Here is a 21,044-nt window from a genome sequence, read left to right as displayed (position 1 = left end):
ACGGGCTCTGTGGCGTTTATGGCATTGTCATAACGAATATGACAGTTAAAGCTGACGCTTTTATCATTAAGATCTTCGGAGAAAAATATATAAATCTGATTGTTGGGGCTCGATTTGTCGACAAAGAAAGGCGCAGCATCATTATCAAGTTTAATGGTGGTCAGTGATACTGAATCGATATCAAGCCAAGCGCGAACCTGACGATTAAGCTCATCGAAGCTATCGTTACCATCGACTGCAGGCTAGCCATTGTAAAGCGGAATAGTGACTCCTGCATATTCAATGCTACCAGAATCGACATTTTCCCCTTCAATCACCGCTTTACTATGGATTAAATCCAGACCGCTTTTCATCGCTCCAGCGATACCCTCTAGCACTGCGACTTTACTGTCGGCGTGAAAATTAACAAACTTGGGTAAGGCGATAACCGCTAAAACCCCTAGTACTATGATCACCACGACTATTTCAATGAGGGTAAAACCACGTTTACGTGCAGAGGTTAAGGTCATACAGCTCCTATCGTTTGAGATTTTCTTAGTACCACCTGGCCAATATACAGTTGCAATAATCCATCGAGTTGATTGATATTTGTGCCGGTTATTTGTTGGATCCTGTCGAGTCTATAGCGTAGCGTATTTCGGTGAATAAAGAGAACATTAGCACACAGTTGCAGGTCGCCAAAGTGCTGCAAGTAAGCGGTCAGCGTTTTTATCAATTGACCATTTTTATCAGCCTTGATGAGTGCTTGATAGGGGCAGAGCAGTTCTTTACCACGCCAATTATCTTTCAGAACGGATAATAGCACCTGTAGCGAATAGTCTTCGTAAAGGTATTTACTGTGTTCGGGCTGCATCTGTTGGCCAATGGCCAAGGTTTCTAATGCCGTCTGGTAGGAGCGATTAATCTCTTGTGGTTTAGGAAAAAAATGTCCGAGTGCGATCTTAAGACGACGATTGAACTCTTTAGGAAGCCTGCTGAGGAGTTGATCGATACGTTCACTTTCAAGCTCGGGATCCCAGGACTTTCCATCGAGGAAAGCAGGTTTTAAAATGACGAGTTCAGTCATCGACGTCATCGCCACTAGATTGCCGCGCGATGGGTTCTCCAGCAGGTGCAATACTTGCTTTAGCATCGAGTTAGCCGCGGTTTCCTCTTCATCAGTCTGTACTTGAATAACGGCAACCACACGGGGTGCATCAAGATCGATATTAAGCTGAGAAGCCCAGTTACGCTGATGAGACGTAAATGGCCCTTCCGATTTAATCAACTCAATGATCAACTCCTCTTTTTGTCGATACTGCCATTGAGCTTGTTCTATCGTATTGGCCTGCTCAACAATAATTTCAGCAGTCATCTTGAGTAGCTCACCATAACTGTGTAATTTTTCAGGTTCGCCGGTTATGCCTATTACGCCAATAATCTCGCCTTTATAGTGCAGGGGCAGGTTAATTCCTGGCTTAACACCTTGTAGCGTGCCAGTACTTTGTGTGCTGATCTCAACAGTTCGCTGCTGGCTAATCGCAAGTAGTGCACCCTCATGGATAGCACCAATGCGGTGGGATTCCCCCGAACCCAAAATCACGCCATGATTATTCATCACATTAATATTGTGACCAATGATCTTCATGGTGCGCTTAACGATTTGCCGTGCCAAAGAACCATCTAAAAAGTACACGTTTAGCCTCACTAATGCTTGAAATAATCGACGTTTTTGCCTAATGGTGATCGGCGTAAAGTATTGCTACAGTGCCTTAAACTGATGAAATGTGGCATTACTTTATAAGTTATTTGTGAGCTTGATAGGCATTTGTGCGCTGCGTTTGGTTTGCGGCAATTAACAGGGCAACACGCTTTTGTAATTGAGGGATAATCAGCTGTTCAAAATCTGGGTTTCGTTTAAGCCAAATATTATTTCTTGGACTGGGATGCGGCATCACTAAGGTGTTTGGCCACAATGTGTGCCAGTTAGCTACCGACTCAGTGACGCTAAGATTCTGCTTTAGGTGCCACTCAATAGCATATTTTCCAACTATTAGAGTGAGCTCAATCTGCTCAAGTTGTTTTAATACATCGGCGCGCCATTTTGGGGCACATTCTGGACGGGGTGGTTTATCACCACTTTTTTTATCGGCAGTGGTGTAACTACCGGGATAACAAAACCCCATAGGGACGATGGCAAACAAGTTAGGGTCGTAAAACTGCGCTTTAGTGACGCCAAGCCATGTGCGCAGGCGCTCGCCACTAGCATCATCAAAAGGTCGCCCTTTATGATGTGTTTTTTGCCCTGGAGCTTGGCCTGCAATAAGGATTTTGGCTTGCTTGCCTAACTGAACAATAGGCCTAGGCTCAAGCGGCAAAACCTTCGCGCAGATCTGGCATCGCGCAATATCTGCTTGGAACTGTGTGAAGCTAGGTTCGTTAGGCATAGTATTTAATTTTGGTTTTGCTGCTAGTTACCTAGCTATATTGAATGATTTGGTAAGCCCAATAGCCTAGGTAACCGTAGCCAATAGCAAGGGTTGATAGGCTTAAGAACTTCACTTTAATGTCGGCTTGGCTAATCAAGGCGACATGGGCGCATGCAATTGCAAAAATGGCGATAGGTGTAACGAAATAAGCAGCGATTAATAGCGAGATAGCGGCGAGTACAATAATTAACGCACTGTTTTTAGTCGGTGCTTTAGTGGCTGACAAGTTCAGTTGAAGTGGTAATAAGCTCAGTCCGATGGCAATAATAATTACACCAATATTCATCGAAATAGCACCAGCAGTATCGAAGTAGATTAGGGCGACAAACAACGCAATAACCGACGGGATAATGGCGACAAGCGTATGCATTTTGGCAAAGTTACGGCTGTGATATTTACCCGTAAAGTAAAACAATGCATTGAGCAGTAAATTAAACAAGCTGAAACCGCCAAGTGTTATAGCGAGCAGCAACACGTTGGTGGTGTCAGACGCCATAGCAAATGCGGGAAGTGGTGCAATAAAGATTGTAAGAAGAGCAGCTTTATAAATAGATGTTGAACGAGTCATGAGAAGTCTTTAAATGAATATGATGATATTAAGATCTACTAAAGCAGTGATAAGTTCAAGTTGAATGGAGATGACGCGAGCTTTTAGCGCGAATTTTTATCTTTGCGGTGATCGAGCTCACTTAATTGTTCTGGACTTCATTTAATTGTTTGGGATTTCACTTAATTGTTTGCGATGTTTGGGCTGACTGGTCACTCTATAGTGTCTGCGCTAGCTAAACAGTATTAGGGCAAAAGTGGCTATCCATGAAAGACAGAGAGGGCAAGCACGAAGACAAAAGCTAAGTTCGTTGAGTTTTATCTTTAAGCTTTTCCTCCGAGAACTCGGTGAAAGCGAAGCGCTTCATGGTAGATAAGCACTTATGGAAGAGTTATGGTTGATGTAAATTTTTTGCAACGGTCACACAGAGAAGCCAAGCACGAAGACAATAGCGACGATTATAGGCAATAAAAAACCCGCATTAAGCGGGTTTTTTGATGTACCGAGGTTTACTTGAATTACAAACGGTAGCTCATGCTAAGCATGATGAGGTGTGCATTATAGTCGTGGCTATTATTACCAAAGCTTAACACGTTCCAAATGCCATCTACTGCGATGTCATTTGCTGCATCGTTGTCTTTATAGTTTTCCATCTTATAGTCCAAGCGCAGATCCATTTTCTCTGTTGCTTTGTATAAGGCGTAAACATTGACGTTATGCACTTTAGCGTAGTAATCACCATAATCACCGGTGATACCTTGGGTGACTTGAGTGTTACTGTTTGAGTCTGAGTATGTATAATCAACACCTAGACGTAGCTTTTGCTCCATCAAGTTGTTGTAGCTAAAGCCTGCACCGATAATGTCGAATTGATCTTCAACTACACCATACCAGTTTGGTGCACCAAGGTTAGTGCTACCTGCTTGATCTGAATCGATGTTCTGACGGTTATAGAAAGCCGTTACTGTCATATCATCATTGATTAGGTAACTGACACTAGCGTCATAACTCATATCTTTCGATTCGGTCAGACCGATTTGAGTTTCGTTATAATCATCAAGCGCATAACGAGCACCAAAGTCTAGCGTTAAGCTATCAGTTGGATTATGGGTAACACGTGCTTCGATTTGAGTACGGTTTCTATCGGCAAGGTTGTACTTGCGCAGTAGGTCGTTTGACTCATCAGATGTCAACTCAGACGCTTGATACTTAGAACCATCACGTTGACCGTAGCTACCTTTAATCCACATGTTCCAGTTGGCAAAAGCACTGAGCTGGTATTTAGCCCAAAGTGTACTTTCATCAGTGGTTTCACGATCTGAATAGCTACGCTCATCCTTACGGTAGTCAAAGCCACCTTCAAGCTTGTGGCCGCGAGCAAGACGATAGTCTGCACCTAGCTTAGCTTTATGAGTGGTGATGTCGTATGGCGTATTGTAAGCCGCTTGACCCGTAGTAGAATCGATGCTGATCTGCGTCCACTCTTCAACATTGGTCTTGTTATCACGGTCGCTATAATCATAGCTTGCGTTTAATCGCAGTTGACGATTAATACGAGAAACCACTTTTAGGGTGGCGCCGCGCGTGTCGACTCGACCGTCAAGTGATTCACTTGGCAATTGATAACCATAACCCGATGTATTGAAGTCTTGATCTTGAGTCATCTGGCCTAAGTAAAAACGGCCATTCATCACTGTTCGGCCAGCAACATATTGACCAAGAACAGATACCGTATGGGCTTCGTTATCAGGATCGAGTGACATGTAGCCAGTAGTTTGCGCGCCAAAGGTTGGGCTAAACGCATTCTCAAACGACAGTTCACTATACTCATTCTTGAAGATAGAGCCGTTATAATTAACCGAAGTAAACCAGTTGTCTCCAGAGAAGCGTACGCCAGCTTCAACAGTATCTGTGGTGTAATCCACAGGTTCAGCAAGCATCATTGACAGGTTGTAAAAGCTACCAGATGCTTGTTTAAGACCAGTTTTGTCTTCACGTTGATAATTAACGTAGGTGCTCCATAATGATTCACCTTGCTCATTTGAAAACGTATAGTCAAAGCCTAAGCCAGCACGTTCACGCTTAAGTGAAAGCTCAAGTGGGTTTAAGCTTGAAGACAAGCTGGTCATGTCTTGTGTGCTACCGGCATGAACCCAATCGCCAGGAAGCGTTAGATCATCACCGCCAATACCTTGATAAGGGCTCATCGCCTCATCGGTTTTGTAAGTTTTGATTTGACGGTAATTTAGGTTCAAGTTGTATTGACCCTGCTTACCGACATTAATCTCGGCACGACCATTTTCCATGCCTAAATTGTCAGCTTCGATAGTGGCTTGGTAGCCATTTTCGCCAGTGTATTTCACATCGGCGTCAACTTTACCGACAAAGCCGCCTTCAGTTGCAAAGGCATTCGCGGAGCGAATATCATCGCTGTCGCTATAACCCGCGCCTACGCCAACAGTACCTACAGTGCCTTTTTCGACTTTACAGTTTTTACACACCCACTTGTCGAATTTTACTTTTTCGGTGTTCGCATTTTGAATGCCATAACCATCAGCTGCGATAGCTGCACCAGACATAAACATTCCGGCGTTGGTAAGCAAAGCGAGCGTGACTAAATTTAATTTGAATTTCATCTTCTCGTCTCCGTTAGCGCTGGAATAGTTGGCCAGATGGATGGTTAGAACCATGGATCTGGTTATGACAGTTCAAACAACTACGTCCACCAGTCATTGCGTTACCGCCAACAGTTGAACCTTGTTCAGTGTTGCCAAATAGCGCTTGACCGCTATGTGCTGATGAGTGGCACTGTTGACAAAGCTGTGGAGCACGAGTCTTTAGCATGCCTTCGTTAACGCTGCCGTGTGGGTTGTGGCATGTCACGCAGTCTTCAGTAACGGGTGCATGCTCCCACAGTTTTGGGCCGCGTTTCTCTGCATGGCATGAATAACAGGTTTCGTTAACATTAGGCTTAACTAAATCTGAATCACTCATGGTGCCGTGTGGGTTATGACAATCGCTACACACCATTTGCGCCCACTTCATTGGATGGCTTGAACGCTTGTTCATGTCCGCTTTTTGCTGAGTATGACAGCTAGTACACACTTCCATTTCAGTGTTCTTAGAAAGAACAGGGTCTTTGGCTGTGTGTACCGAGTGACAAGAAGCACAAGCAACGTCTGCATTGTCGTGGTGTCCACCATTCCAATCCATACGTTTGTCGTCTTTATGACAGCTCATACAAACACTGTTTTGCTTCTCAGCGCTCAGTGTTGAATCAGGACCAAAAGCGATCATTGGCTCGTTACCGCCGCGGTTATGTTTACCCATTGGGCCGTGACACGCTTCACATTGAAGGCCAGCCATAGGGCTCTTGCTTGAATCAACTGAGCCGTGAACACCCTTAAATAGGTCCATCACTTTTTCAGATTTTTTGTGGCACATAAGGCAAGAGTCAGCACCTTTTGGTGAGTACTTACCTTCGGCAAATTTCTGATCCAGTGTGGCTTCAACTTCATCTGGCGTCATCTTAGCATCCCACTTTGACGCAGTCGCCGTCTGAGCAAAACCAAGTGACAGTACAGCCGTCGCCATCAAAGCTGGCAGTAGGGTTTTTAATTTTTTAGTGATCTTCATAATAGCTTCCTAAACTTGCACAATTTTGAAGAGAAAGTGGGGGAGAGGCCTCCCCCTTTTTTCAAAACTCTTGGACTCAAGCGTTAACAACGAGAGTCATTGAGTGTTGCGCAAATTACATCTTCATAGAAGTGTGATCGCCTGGATTAGGCTCGTGGCAGAAGAAACACGTTTCTGTGTGTGTCAAGTTGCCATCTGCATCAATTGGAAGTTCATCAAACTCAACGTTGACCAATGCCCCTTTACCTTCAACGTGAGTTTTGAAGCTGTCCATGTTGTAGCTATGACAAGATCCGCAAGTCGCTGCAATTGGAGTAGTATAAAAACTAGTTTGAGCAGGAGTAAATAGTCCCTCGACACTTGTTGCTAAAGCGTCTTTCTTCTTGAATGCGTCAAGGTTGAAGTCGTTATGGCACTGATCACAGTTCATACCTTTGATAACGGCGTAATCACCTTGGCTATGCTTTACGTGCAGTTTCATTTCAAGTGCACCTTTGTTTTTACCTGCTGCATAGGTACCAGCAGGAGTGTGACAAGTTGCACAACCATCTAGACCGATAATTGGGTTACCATTAGCATCTTCACTATGAGCAACTTGCTCTGACATGACTATACCCGGGCTGTTTTCGCCTTTATGGTAATTAGATTGCCACTCTGTACCGTGACAGTTAGCACAGGCACCAAAGTTAACTGAATCTACATGGCGGGTACTTGCAGTTTCTCCAGATAAAGTAGCAAAGGCCATATCTGCTTTCATGCCTGTAAAGAAATCAACTTTTAAGAATTTGTTACCACTGTCGGGATTGGTTGCTAAATTCGTCTCAATATTTACTTCGTTACAGTCTGTAAATTGATCATTTTCAGAGCACATAGCCCAGTTAACAAAGGTCACCGCGGTATCTGTGTCAGTTTTTGCTGCACCAAAATCTAGAGGCTTGATAGTAGTGTAAACGAGCTTACCATCGACAATACCTTCTTCTGAAAGAACAACACCATTTTTAACTGCTGTAATCGAATCTTTTTTGCCGTAACTCATGGCCATGTTATTTGGCCCTACGTTCGTCATGATATCGATACGTTGGATCTGCGACTTTATAGTGTTGATATCAAGTGCAACGCCATCAGCATCAACGACTTGGATAGTAATAGTGGCTGCTTTGGTTGTCGGGTCGACAGTTGAGCTAGTCTCAATACCGTATTGATTGATTAGGTTTTTTGTCTGAGTATAGCTTTCTGAATGGATCTCTTCTGTCCAGCTCGCGTTATGACAAGCAATACAGTTTGAGTTATTAGCTTGTTGTGAGTGACCTTGACCCGCTTTAAAGTCGATGTCGCTGTGACAGCTAGAACAGGTTTCCATGGTTGGAACGCTTGACCAGTTGCCCCATTCAGCTAATTCTGGCTCGCCTTCTTCTGCTGGAACGTGGCAAGACTTACAGTTGTTTTGGATAAGCGCTTCAGCTTTTTCGCCATCAAAAACATAACCTTTGCTTTCGAATATCTTGTCGGTGTTATGAATATTGTGGATCAAGTGATTCCAATGCTTCTCTTCTTCCATGCCATAGTTGCCACTATCATGGCAAGTTGCGCAGCTCTCTTGATTGATATAAGTGCTGTGGCGGCGAGTCAGAGGCTCACCTTCTGCGTGACATTTCGCACAAGTTTGCTGAGAAACGATATTCTTAGTGTAAAGCGCATCATAGCCTTCACCAGAAAAATCTTGTGAAATTTCTGTGCGCGGAACTGTAGTTGCACCATCAGCTAGCGTCGAAGCGCTGGCGATAACGTTGTAGCGCTGAGTCAGTTCAGCATTGAACTTCTCAACCTTGATATTATCGATAGTGAAGCGGTAGTTACCGTTCTTTTGATCTTCAAACTGTTTTTGAGAGCCTATCGGTTGCCATTGGGCTCGATTACCCGCACCAGTAGCGCCCTGTGGGATAAGTTGAGCGACATTTTTCACTTCAAGCGCAGTTAAACCTACAACAGGTAGGTCTTCTTCGTTTGTGGCAAACACATTGATTGTGGGAACGCCATCAGTGTAAGTGACATCAGTCACTTTGAGATTAAGTGTGTTGATGTAATTAGCCGCTGGACCACCTGGATTGCCAGGATTACCGTCGTTACCATCGTCGCCACCACAGCCTGTAAGGGCCATAGAGACAGCACCTGCTGCGAGAAGCAGCGCAATTTTAGATTTGTTAGTATTCATCATTTTTTCCCTGCATAGGTTTGGCACTGTCTTAAACGTGTGGCTCAATTTAACGAGGCCGACTGTAATTTTTTAATTTCCGTTTTAAGTCAATGCTGGAAATAAGATTCCCCAATGAAAGGCTAACGTAATGTAGGGCTAAAATCTGCATAACAGGTGCCAAGATGTGACCTAGATCTGTCTATTTATAAAGAGGTATGTAGGAGAGGCGGGAAACGTTATAAAAGTTGAAAATATCGGACTTATATGCGTGATATCTGTAATAAAAGCTTTCAGCGGTTGTTGGCAATCGTTTCTCAGGGCGGGACAATCATATTGCAAAGAAAAAGGGAGGCTAAGCCTCCCTTTGTAGATATTTAAATTATATGTACTTAGTTACTTATAATTTACAGGGTGAAGTTTATCAACACCAAAAGCAGCGCCTTCAGCGTGACAAGTTGCACAACCTTCACTTCCTGGAGTGTACGTGCCTACAGTATCGTTGGCTGCACCACCTTCGCTGCGAATATGAGCGATTAATTCTGATTTAACACCGTGACAGCTGACACACGTAGCAGCAATCGGAGAAAACTCTACTTTTCCAAGTTCAGCATCTGTTGCTGTCGTTGCTGGAAGCTTAGACAGTCCCTTCATGCTTAGCTGCCCTTTATCATGACAAGTAGAACAATCGCCATAATGCTCAGGGAAGGTGATTTTATCTCCGAACTTACTTGCATGTAGCGCGTGAATACGTACTTTAAAATCGATATGCTCGATTATAGGCTTACGATCGCTATATGTTGGGTTGTGACACATTTGGCACTCACCCTCAAAGTTTGCATAATTCCCACCATGCTTAAAGTCGATACCAAACTTACCGATAAACTTCTCATCATGACAGTTAGCACAGGTTTCATTGCTAATGACTGTACGACGCGCAGTGACTTCTTCGTCTCCGTTTAAGTTAAAGGCAACTAGTTCACCAACGATAACTGCTGGGTTAATTGATGGATCGGTACCAGCACCACACTCAACACCAGCAAGTGTATCTCTATCTACACACATCTTAGTTGTTATTACTGCTGTAGCTGCTTCAGTTTTTGACGGAGTTAAGCTAAATGCTTCAGTGTAGGTATAAACGCCTTCACTTGCTGCAGTTGGCGTTAGCTCTTTTAACTTATATGACTGTTTACCAGTTTCAAAGTCAGTCTCATTACCAAAACCAAAATAGATGGTGCTGTAATTGATACGCTTATCAGCATCTGGACTTGTCACATCACCTGTTAGGCTGCTATCAGCATAGCTGACCTTAAATGTGATCATACCTGAGTCTAGACTGACTGAACCATCAACAAGCTTGGCGCTATAAGCATCTTTTGCATTGTCTTTAGCAATAGCGTCGGTCATATGATGGCCAGCACCTTGCTCACCTTGCTCTGCATGACAAGTGCTACATTCTGTTTTTTCGATATACTTTTCATGCATATCAGTCTTGATTTGCTGAGGATCGGTCGAACCTGAGTGACATGAGCCACAAGCTAACGCTGTATGGTGCTTAAAGTTACCAGCGTCGACAGGACTTGTTTCTTTCTCTTGGTGACAAGTACGACAATCGTACATATCAGCAGGGAAGGTTAGGTCTTGATAGTCATGAAGGCTACCTTTATGGCCAACCATAAGGTAATCGCTCTTATGGAGTTTGTGGATCATATAACCCAAATCAAGTGGGGTACCTGTTTCTGGATCTGCTGAGTAGCTAGTATGACAAACTTGGCAATTTTCAAGCGCGAATCGTTTATCGCCATGCATGATAAGTTTAGACGCCCAGTAATGGTCATAATCATCACTATGACAACGTAAACATGACTCTTCTAATAGAGTGATAGTACGAGTGTCTTCAGCTTCGACTTCATCACCCGAAGAAGGTAGGAAGTCAAAATGAGTATTAACGAGTTTATTCGTGTTCTTATCGGCTCTTAGCTCCATAGTGATTCTATGAGTTATGCTGTCGTCATAAGTCAGATCTAAGTCACCTACGGGTTCAATAGTACTTAAATTGAGTTTGAAAGTGTAAGTGTATTCACCCGGTGAAACTTGAATTAGACACTCTTGTTTGCAATCGCCTTCAATAATAGCCTGAATTTGCGGAGCGGCTTTGTCTTCGAATCCTGGTGGAATCTTATATTCAACATCAACCATCTTGTTGTTGTAGCTAACCCATTGAGGAGTTTTGTAGCCTTTACCACCTTGAGGCACTAGCTTGGCGATGCCCATGCCTAAGGTATCTACATTTTCATAGGTATCTAGGTCAGTAATAGCAACGCCATTGGAATTTGTTAGGTCAAAGTTCACCTTTACAATACCATCGACAATTTCAGTAGAAGTGATGTCTACTTTTAGACTTGTCGCTTCTGCAACGGTTAAGCCAACTGGACCTGGCTTACCATCTTCACCGTTCTTACCATCATCACCGCTACAACCTGTCATTGCTAGTGATAGCAATCCGGCTGTAAGCAATGCTTTTGAATCAGCGCTTAGATTAAATTTTTTCATCATTTTTTGTCCCTGCAATAGTTTTATTCATCACCAATTACATTAGTTGTATGAGAATGACTCTCTTTAACCCGTAATTAATGTGTGGAATTTTATTTCCATTTCTAAGGCTAACTAAGCGGGAAGCAATTAGCAGGTGTTTTAACCCCTTTATGTGATTGAGATCTGACTATTTCTTTAGAGGTAGTCAGAAAAGAGTGTTTTTAGGACTAATTTAATTATCGTTTAAGAATTGCTCGCAAATAGAACTCCGTTTGTTGCATAAATGTTGGTTGGTTGGCGCTTAAGTTTTCACCTCTTTACTTGGATGTTTTTTCGTTATGCTACCGATACATAGTGGCGACAATATGCTCGTGGTTGATTGCTTCTTAGACATAAAAAAAAGCGAGAAGATAAACTTCTCGCTTTGCTGTGGAGTTAAGTCTGCTATCCCGTTAATCACGGAGAGGCTAAAGACTATTTGTAGTTAGTTGGATGTACTTTGTCTACCCCGAAAGATTTACCTTCAGCGTGACAAGTTGCACAGCTTTCTGTGCCGTCATAAGTACCACGTGGGGCACCAAATACGCCACCGTTAGATTCTACGTGAGCACCGAAGCTTTCTTTTGTGTGGCATGAGCCACAAGCTGCTGCAATTGGAGAGTACTCTACATTTTCTCCGTCAAGCTTAGCCATAACCGCTGGCAACGTTGCGGTATCGCTCATTGCTAATTGCCCTTTATCATGGCAAGAAGCACAATCACCATAATGCTTGGTAAAGGTGATCTGTTCACTGCCTTTACGCAAGTCACGCTTGTTTGCGTGAAGCGTATGAATTAAGACTTTATAGTCAAAAGCGTTGTTAAGCTCACGGCCATTATGACGTTGGGTTAATTCTGCTGTGTGGCATGAAGCGCAAGAGCCATCAGTAAATGATCCATTATTCAATACGGTCGCCTCTGGCGAATGACATGCTACACATGAGCTAGATTTTGCTGGATGATGTTTAGTAATGTCTAAGCTATTATCATGACAACCCTGACAAGCGTTATCGGAAGATACAACGCGGCGACTATCTTGAATTATACCAAATGTTGTTGAGTCAGCATTGATGGTGGTGAATACAACAACTTCATCGTCACAGGCTAATACCTCTTCACTATCTGGGTTCGTACATAAACGCGCGCCGACAAATAGGCTACCTGAGTTTTGAGTACCAAAATCAGCAGCATTTACACTGTTGATGGCATAGTCGTATGACTTGTTATCTTCAGTTTTAACAGAAACGGTGCCACTTTCAATTAATGCAGACGAAGCAACATTCCACGACTTTCTATTTTTATGGCTTCTGTCATAGTTATTGAAATCAGTTTCTGTCGAGCCTGCTGCAATTACGTTTAGGTCTTTAAAGAACGACAACTCGCTAGGCGATGACTCAAGTGCAGTATCAAATGTGACGGTAAATGACAAGGTTGCGTCAGTTGCATCATCAAACGATATTGCGCTATTAGTGACTTCGAAATTAAAGTCTTGTTTAACTATTGCGCGTTCCAACTCACTTCTTAAATGGAACTTCGCCGCGCCCATAGGGTTACTGTCATCGGCATGACAAGCTGCGCAATCACGTTCAACGTATTGTGGGAACTGCTCAGAGTGGAATAGACCACGGGCTGTACCATCCCATTCAGGCGCTGCGAATTTTTCGTGACAACTTAGACAGGCTTCCTGTCTATGGAAGTGAAACTGCTCCGCTTGAGCTGGCGCGTTTTCGCCTTCGATATGACAAGATTGACACGCTTTAGCATCTGCTGGGAAGGTGACTTCACTGTAGTCGTGCGCTTTTCCGCCATAACCAATCATAAAGTATTGACCTTTGTGGATCTGGTGCAGCATAGAGCCCATATCGATAGTCGCGCCAGTTTCTGGATCACCTGAATAGGTGGTATGGCAGACGACGCAGTTCTCGATTTCAATGCGCTTACCACCATGCATTGATAGCTTAGGTGCCCATGCGTGCTCGTAGTTGTCATTGTGGCAGCGAATGCATGATTCTTGTAGATCTACCAAGTTACGGGTTTCATCCGCTTCGGCTTCGCGATCAAGAGCTGGAATGAAATCGTAATGGGTGTTAATTAAGGTTGCGTTACTGACTACATTGGTCGGCTTTAGTTCTAGCGTGATGCGGTGAGTTAACTCACTTTTAAACTCGGTATCTAAGCCTTCAATTTGCTCGTATTGGTTGAGCGCTTTAGAAAAGGTGTAGCGATATTCACCGTGAGCGAGTACTTCGATGCAGGCCGTCTTACAGCTAGTTTCAATATTCGCTTGAATTTGTGGGCCTTGATGTTTATCCCATCCTTCTGGTAACGCTTGACCATCGGCGATACTACCAGGGATTTTGATGCTATTAATATAGCTAACCCACTGTGATGATTTCTCTCCTTTCATCGGCGTCGCTTCCGGCTCAGGGCTGTCAAAGCCTGGCAACGGACGGTCGCGTTTTTGCAATGCATCAAGCTTTGCGATACCAAAGCCTAAGGCGTTAATGTCATCGAATGACTCTAAGCCTGATACCGCAACGCCATTAGCCGTTAGCAGTTCAAAGTCTACGGCAACAACACCTTCAGTGATTGTTGCATGTAAGATATTGGCTTTGAGGCTAGTCGCTTGTTGGATATCGATGCCGATATTGCCATTATTACCGTCTTCGCCATCTTTGCCGTCGCTGCCACAACCGATCAGAGCAATTGCAAACGCTCCGATGCCGATGGCTGATTTTACAGCGCTTGTAAGCGCTGTACCGATTCATCATCATTTTTATTCCCTGCATAGGTTATATCTGCTGTGAGGTTTGTACCTCTTTAAGCATGAGGATCTTCCTCAACATGATCTTACTCAAAAGAGGTCGCTGACTTTGAGGTGAGGGGATTAAATGTGAACTGAGTCATCTGCTGAACAATAGGGTGTTAAATTATGTTAATACCCATTATTTACATATAGTTATATCGTGTCTAAGGCCAGCTTTAAACCAGTGTTAATTTTGAGCGGTTAAAGCTTAAGTTAGGCTTAAGCAATTAGGTTAATTTGTATAGGAAATTGATTTGAATCAAACATGCCGCCATGGATGAGCTTTGAGGTTTAACCAAACTTTTACATTGTAGGGGTTGAATGTTATTCAGTTAGCGTTTGATGTTTGTGTTGAGTTGAGTCTTGTTAGTGGTAATGTTAAATCAATCAGCTTGCTGTTGAACTTAATGTTTGTCGAAGCGGTGAGAGGGCCATAAAAAAGAGGCCGTAGCCTCTTTTTAGTTTTACTTTAGCGAGTGTTAATCATATCCACAATTAGTTACCATGGATCTGCATTAACTGCGCTGGATTATGACAGGTAGAACAGGCCTCTGAAGCTCGAGTTCTCACATCATCTGCGCTCATACCATCTAAAATACCACCGTTCGCAACGATATGATTTGCACCAGAGTCACTTAGGTACTTCTGGTGACAGCTTAGGCAAGCGCCCGCATCAGATGAAACCCATATATCAGCGCCAGTTGTTGTATCACCGTAGCGCCATACTCGATCGCTAGCTCGACCTAATTGAATACCATCAGAGGTGTGGCAGGTTGAGCAGTCAGTTTTCAGCACAGTACCAGATTGGACACCAGCATATTTTAGGTAATGTCCATCAGCTTCGTGTGCTTTAAATGCATAACTAGTGGCTTTCTTACCACCAGGGTAAGTGCTATCGGTTTTAGTTGTCTTGTCTGATGTATGACAGGTCTGACAGTTATACCCATTGTTGTAATGGTAATTTTCCTGGTTGTGACAGCTTTGACATTTTGCGGCGTCAATAATCGAGCGGCGCATAGCAGCCTGCATAGTCTCATCGACTCCTGTGCCGGACCACACAAATTGATAAGGCGCTTCTTTAACCGCTACCGAGCGAGTTTTGTCGGAGCACTCTGTCATAACGATTTCTGCTACACCGTAGCCACCATTATTGAAGCAGACCTCGATTGCTGACCAAAGCTCAAAGGTCTTTCCATCAGCATCTGCTGGCATATCAAATGTGCTACCCACAATCGTGAAGGTTTTCGTTGCCGCATCATAGGTGCCGTCTGATAGCTTGAATCGACGTTGGCTATATGGTGCAGTGGCGTAAGCTGGGAAGTCTTTATTAGTGTCCCAGGCTACAACTACACGGGTGCCTGTTTCGATAAACTCAGAACCAATTGCAGCGCCATTGCTATCTTGAATTTGAACGTCAAATGTGAGTTTACCATTACCGTCAAGGCCGACATTACTGAACATGACTCCCATGGCTTTGGCGTCAACGTATGCCTTTAATACATCGCCGTGACGTTTTTCTGCACTACCTGTACCTGGGTAAGTGTCGGTTGAGTTATGACAAGCTACGCAATTGGTACTGCTATGGTTTTGAGATGGCTTCTCTGTATGACAGCTAATACAAGCTGTGTTACTTAAGTCAGCTTTAAACAAGTCTGCATTTGCTGGTGCGCCTTCGCCTTCAACGTGGCAAGAGGCACAGTTTGCAGCAGGCTTTTGCGGGAACATAACTTTACCGTAATCGTGTACGCTACCACCGTAACCAACAATTTTGTATGGCGCTGGTACCATACCGTCGGGTGTGCTGGTTTCTCTATCTTCGCCTTTATGAATTGCGTGGATCATGTAGGTAAAGTCAACACTATTACCACTTTCTGGGTCGCCAGAGGTAGATGTATGGCAGCTAGCACAATTGGCTAGTGCAATACGTCGGCCACCGTGAAGCTCAAGACTCTCTGGCTGATGACAGGTATAACAGGTTTCAATTGTCACGACATTACGCGTTTGAATGTCTGTCGTAGCACCTGTTGAGGGTTGCCAATCGTAGTGTGCGTTTGCCGTTGCTTGGGGAAGTTTTAACTCCATTGTTGCTCTATGGGTATTATCTTCACCGTAGGTGATTGCGAGTGGTTCAGTAACGTTGGCAATATTTTGTTGAAAGGTGTAGCTGTAACTACCATCACCATTATCGACCAGACAATCTTCACAGTTCTTGGCAGCTTCAACGTTGGCTTGATATTGCGGCGATGGATTTAGGTCGCTCGTGTCAGCAGGTGGAGTGCCAGGCTCTTTCAGTGCATTAATATAAGCCTGCCATTGATAACCTCTGTCGTACTCGACCTCATCAATGGTTTCAGTTACTTTGGCAAGCTGTGCAATACCAAAGCGTAAGTCATAGTCTTTATCTAGACCCAGCACAGCTACGCCGTTAGCGTTTTCTAGGTTGAAGTTCACTGTTACGGTACCATCAGTGACAGTCGCTTCTGAAAATTGCGCCTGGACGCTAGTGGCTGAATCGATATTGACTCCAACTACACCATCTTTTCCGTCGGCTCCGTCATTACCATCGCTACAACCAAAAAGCAGCGCTGAAGCGGTGAGTGCAAGTAAACTCAGTTTTAAGTGTCGAATTTTGTTATCCATAATTATGCGTTCCATTCTTTATGTCGCTAATTGTTTTACATCACAAACTGTTTATTTAAAGAACAGGGCCTAAAACCTCAGTTCTAGGCCTCTGCGCTTACTGTATTGGGTGAACCTTTAAGACATCGAACGCAGCCCCTTGACCGTGACATGTGGCGCAGCTTTCAGTGCCCGCCATAGCGTCAGCTTCGGTACCATTAAATACACCACCTTGTTGAGTCATATGTGATTTGGCCGTTTCACTTAAATGGCAATCACTACAAATGGCAGATGTTGCACTGGTAAAGGTTCCGTTATTAAAGGCCAAAGGTTGCACGGCTGTGTTTAGAGGCAGGGCGGCTGTTAATGTGCCGGCTTCATCAGTTGTATGGCATTGAGCACAATTGCCAATATTGCCTGGGTAGTTGATGTCAGGGTAACTTTCCCTGGAGCCTGCGTGCAGAGTATGAGCAAGATGCTTATAATCGGCCGTTGATGCACCAGGATTATCAGAGCCTGCGTCAGCTTGCATATTACGGTTATGGCAAACTTGGCACTGGCCTTCAAGATCGTTGCGAGAGCCGTGATAGTTCAACTGTTGATCGCCATGACAACTGCCACATGTTTGGTTGGTGACGATGACTCTTCGACCGACCTCTGTAATGGTAGTGGCGCTAAAGAATTGATGGCTAGACTTTATCGTGGTGGTTGAGTCGGTATTATCACAACTCGCTAACATAGTTGCATCGCTACATAACTTACCTTGAAGGGCGAGTGTGCCTTTATCTGTTGCTGGATCGGCGCTTAAGGTGAGCCCAGCAATTTGGTAATGGTAAATGCCGTTGCTGCCAGAGATAGGCTGTGCGTCTTGCAGCTTTATCGATTTAGCGCTGCGAGTCGTATAATCCACACTAATGCCCCAGTTGGCATAAACACGTAGATCATTTATAAAGTTAAGCTTATCGGCACTGTCTGCATAAACCTCATTCGTTGCTGGGTTCGATAGTCTTATCGAGAAGTTAACGGCATCGCCAACGAGCTCAGCGCTGACCACTTCGGCCTTAAACTGCCCAAGCACTGCGTCAGTATTCGCTTGGCTATGTGCATTCATGGTCCAGTCTGAGTTATGACACGCAACACAGTTGCTATTATCGACCTGAGTTGGATGACCTTGACCTGCTGGAAAATCGATATTGGTATGGCAGCTACCGCAAGCTTCCATTGTCGGTACGCGAGTCCAATTCATGTTTTGGGCGAGCGACTCATCGGGAGCGTGACAGGTTTGACAGTCAGCCAGAGACACTGGAAATCCAGCTAAGTGCTTAGTGTGGACCATAGGAGCAAATACATTACTAGGATTGCTGACTCTGTCAGTGTTATGACAGGTGACACAAGCTTGTATCTCGTTATAACTTCCTTTACCCGCGGGCCCGTGGAATGACAAATCATCATGACAGGTGTTACAGCTCTGCATGACGAGAATATCTCGGGTATATGCAGGCTCACGGCCCTGATTTTGCCAGTCTAAATATTGGTTGGTGATAGGTAAACTCGTGCCATCACTCAGTGAATCCCCGCCCACTTTGATAACCATCCTTTGGGTTGCTCCGGGGATGAATGAAAAGCCGTTATCGCGATCGCTCACATAATCAAAGGTATAGCTGTATTTTCCGTTTTTATGGTCGACAAACTCTCCAAGGCATTTAGAACCAGGGCAAGATTGCGACGTGATATATTGCCATTGGCTGGCATTACCGGCATTGGTATAGCCCATTGGTAATAGCTGAGCGGCAATATACGTAGCAGAGGGAACACCCACTACCGGTTCGTCGCTTTCATTGGTGATGCGATAGTTAACCGTTGCTACACCTGAGTCGAATAGCACTTCATTTACAGTGATATCAAGGCTGTTAATTTCACTTGCAGGTGGCCCTCCTGGTTCTCCTGGGTTACCCGGGGAACCATCGTCGCCACCGCAAGCCGTTAACATGGCAATTAGCGTTAGAGGAATACTTTTAGCTAGTAGTGATTGAGTGACTCGTTTCATATTGATGTCCTTGAATTCCTTTTAATTGACATGGCTATAGTTGGTAACTGAACGTTAGGCCAACATAGTGAGCACTATAATTGTGGCTAAGGTCGCCGAACGTTAAGACGTTGGGAATTGAATCGACCGTTAACCCCTGGTTTAGCCAATCAGAATCTTTATAGTTTTCAAATATCCAATCAAAACGTAACGCCATTTGCTCGCCAAGCTGATACTTGGCAAAGGCATTGATGTTATGTTTCTTTGCAAAATAGTCACCGTAGGGAGAAGTGAGACCTTGGGTTATCTCAGTATCACTTTGACCATCGGAGTAGGTGTAAGCGACCCCTAAATCGAGCTTCTTATCTAATAGCTGAAGGTAGTCGAGACCTGCGCCGACTAAGGTAGACTCCTCGTCTGTATTGACGTACCAATTTGGCAGGCCAAAATTGCTACTACCGGCTTGATCGCTATCACGCCAATCTTGATTGAGGAAGGCATTGATGATGATATCGTCGCTTAATAGATAATTAGCAGAGACGTCATAACCTTGAGTATTGACCTTTGTTAAGCCAACTAATGTATCGTCGTAGTCGTCACTGGTGACATTAAGGTTTGCACTCGCAGAGAGGTTGGACTCTGAGCTATAGTTCACACTCAGCTGGTACTCTTGGCGCTCTCTATCGGCTAAATAGGATTTTCTAAGGTATGGGTTACTTGGGCTACCAGTGGTAGTGACTGCTTTATAAGTACTACCTGTACGGTCACTAAAGTCAGCTTTTAACCAGGTGCTCCAAGACGGTGTAATTTGATAGCTCACTCGAGCAAACAGTCCGTTTTGTTGCAATGAGTCCCTGTCTAAATCACTATAGTCGTTATGATCATATTGATAGCCTGCATCAAGATAGATAGTCCGAGTAAAGCGATATTTTGCACCTACCTTCGCTTGTTGCTTGGTTCTATCGTACTCAGGGTTGATTGCGTTACCGGCATAATAACTGTCGGTTATGACTTGAGGGTAGGGGTTAAGTGCCGTTTTGTTGTCTCTATCGGAATAGTCATAGCTCGCCCTGATACTTAGCCCGCGCATGACACGACCTGTGTATTTGAGCTTCATATCTGTGGTATCAACTTTGCCGTCGAGGCTGGTTGTTGGCAAGGCGGGGCTTGGTCCATTGATTGTCGCAGGCAAGAAAGCTTCGTCTTGGGTAAAGCTTGCAACACCTAAATGCATCAGTATTTGATGCCCGTTGCCGCCAAGTTGCGCATTGGCGCCAATACGATAGGCTTTATTATCGGGTGAAACAGCACTTTGGCCTGCGTAGGCGGCACCAAATGTAGGCGTAAAAGCATTTTGCCAATTGAGAGCGTTATGGTCGTTTTTATATTGACTAAAGCTTGAGTCAAGGCCAACGAGCCAGCCGTTACCATTAAAGTAAATTTTTGCACCTAGCTCATCAGTGCTGTCATCGATTGGTTGTGCGAGCATTGCACTATTGGTGAGAAAGTTTCCAGAGAAAGTCCGTTTTCCTTCTCGCTTATCATGTCGGTAATTGATGTCAGCTTGATAAAATGAGCTTTTGTATTGCGCATCGACCAAAAAACGTTCTCGTTGGATTTTTAATTCAACGTCAGTGACATCCTCGAGTAAGTTAGGCATTTGTGAGGTAACTGCGCCCGCTTGCCAGTTTGCTGGCAACAATAGATCGTCACCGCTATTGGTATAGGGGCTTAGGGCATAATTTGTGTCGTATAGGGCAAAACCTCGATAACCGAATGCCAGCTTATATTGCCCTGGACGTCCAGTTTCTAAGCGAGTACTGCCAGTGTCGTAACCCAGCTTGTCAGCAACAAAAGAAGTTTGGTAGCCAGACTCGGATTTGTTAGTTAAGTCTGCTTCTAGATGAGCTACTGCACCATCTTTATCTGTACCGGTCGTATTGCCAAAGTGAATATCTGACGCATCATTATAAGCAGCACCTACGCCGACGCTGCCTTTAAAGCCAGATTCAACGTTACAGCGTTTGCACTCCCACTCAGCGGTGTTTGCTTGGTCTCTATTGACATTCTTTAAGCCATAGCCGTCTGCAAACACAGGGGAAATACTGGCACTGATGGCCAGCGCTAGTATTGATAGTTGCTGCGGCGTGTTGATATTTTTGTTTATTCCAAACATAA

Annotated in this window: 12 protein-coding genes; all 12 read right to left on the bottom strand. The window is 44.3% G+C overall.

What is annotated here, in order from left to right:
* Window positions 1-242: 242 nt before the first annotated feature.
* The 12 genes from ACVBIO_RS09075 to ACVBIO_RS09020 all read right to left on the bottom strand — a co-directional run bounded on the left by ACVBIO_RS09075 (window position 243) and on the right by ACVBIO_RS09020 (window position 21,042).
* A complete protein-coding gene (locus tag ACVBIO_RS09075) occupies window positions 243-509 on the bottom strand; it encodes a prepilin-type N-terminal cleavage/methylation domain-containing protein (protein WP_447172440.1) in 267 nt (88 codons plus the stop codon).
* Complete coding sequence (locus ACVBIO_RS09070) at window positions 506-1,675, bottom strand: sugar diacid recognition domain-containing protein (protein WP_447161573.1); 1,170 nt, start codon at window positions 1,673-1,675, stop codon at window positions 506-508. Before ACVBIO_RS09070 ends, ACVBIO_RS09075 begins: the two co-directional genes overlap by 4 nt.
* A gap of 109 nt (window positions 1,676-1,784) precedes the next feature.
* Window positions 1,785-2,426, bottom strand: a complete 642-nt coding sequence (locus ACVBIO_RS09065) for a uracil-DNA glycosylase family protein (protein WP_447172439.1) — start codon at window positions 2,424-2,426, stop codon at window positions 1,785-1,787.
* A gap of 31 nt (window positions 2,427-2,457) precedes the next feature.
* Window positions 2,458-3,036: a hypothetical protein gene (locus ACVBIO_RS09060; RefSeq protein WP_447161575.1), complete on the bottom strand. Its 579-nt coding sequence runs from the start codon at window positions 3,034-3,036 to the stop codon at window positions 2,458-2,460.
* A 497-nt stretch (window positions 3,037-3,533) separates the two neighbouring features.
* Window positions 3,534-5,651, bottom strand: coding sequence for an MtrB/PioB family decaheme-associated outer membrane protein (locus tag ACVBIO_RS09055; RefSeq protein ID WP_447163535.1), 2,118 nt, complete (start codon window positions 5,649-5,651; stop codon window positions 3,534-3,536).
* 13 nt (window positions 5,652-5,664) lie between these two features.
* Entirely contained in the window at window positions 5,665-6,651 is a 987-nt protein-coding gene (locus ACVBIO_RS09050) for a DmsE family decaheme c-type cytochrome (RefSeq protein ID WP_447163534.1), read from the bottom strand.
* Window positions 6,652-6,766: 115 nt separating this feature from the next.
* Window positions 6,767-8,863: an OmcA/MtrC family decaheme c-type cytochrome gene (locus ACVBIO_RS09045; RefSeq protein ID WP_447172438.1), complete on the bottom strand. Its 2,097-nt coding sequence runs from the start codon at window positions 8,861-8,863 to the stop codon at window positions 6,767-6,769.
* A gap of 375 nt (window positions 8,864-9,238) precedes the next feature.
* Window positions 9,239-11,398, bottom strand: a complete 2,160-nt coding sequence (locus ACVBIO_RS09040; protein ID WP_447172437.1) for an OmcA/MtrC family decaheme c-type cytochrome — start codon at window positions 11,396-11,398, stop codon at window positions 9,239-9,241.
* Window positions 11,399-11,851: 453 nt separating this feature from the next.
* Window positions 11,852-14,137 (bottom strand): OmcA/MtrC family decaheme c-type cytochrome, encoded by a 2,286-nt coding sequence (locus ACVBIO_RS09035; protein WP_447172453.1) that lies wholly within the window; start codon window positions 14,135-14,137, stop codon window positions 11,852-11,854.
* Window positions 14,138-14,716: 579 nt separating this feature from the next.
* Window positions 14,717-16,876 (bottom strand): OmcA/MtrC family decaheme c-type cytochrome, encoded by a 2,160-nt coding sequence (locus ACVBIO_RS09030; RefSeq protein WP_447163530.1) that lies wholly within the window; start codon window positions 16,874-16,876, stop codon window positions 14,717-14,719.
* Between the two features lie 82 nt (window positions 16,877-16,958).
* Entirely contained in the window at window positions 16,959-18,887 is a 1,929-nt protein-coding gene (locus ACVBIO_RS09025; RefSeq protein WP_447172436.1) for an OmcA/MtrC family decaheme c-type cytochrome, read from the bottom strand.
* Window positions 18,888-18,921: 34 nt separating this feature from the next.
* Window positions 18,922-21,042 (bottom strand): MtrB/PioB family decaheme-associated outer membrane protein, encoded by a 2,121-nt coding sequence (locus ACVBIO_RS09020; RefSeq protein ID WP_447172435.1) that lies wholly within the window; start codon window positions 21,040-21,042, stop codon window positions 18,922-18,924.
* Window positions 21,043-21,044: the final 2 nt, after the last annotated feature.

The sequence above is a fragment of the Shewanella sp. 0m-8 genome, assembly GCF_052977265.1.
The sequence above is the reverse complement of the archived record's forward strand: the minus strand, read 5'-3'. Positions and strand labels throughout refer to the sequence as shown.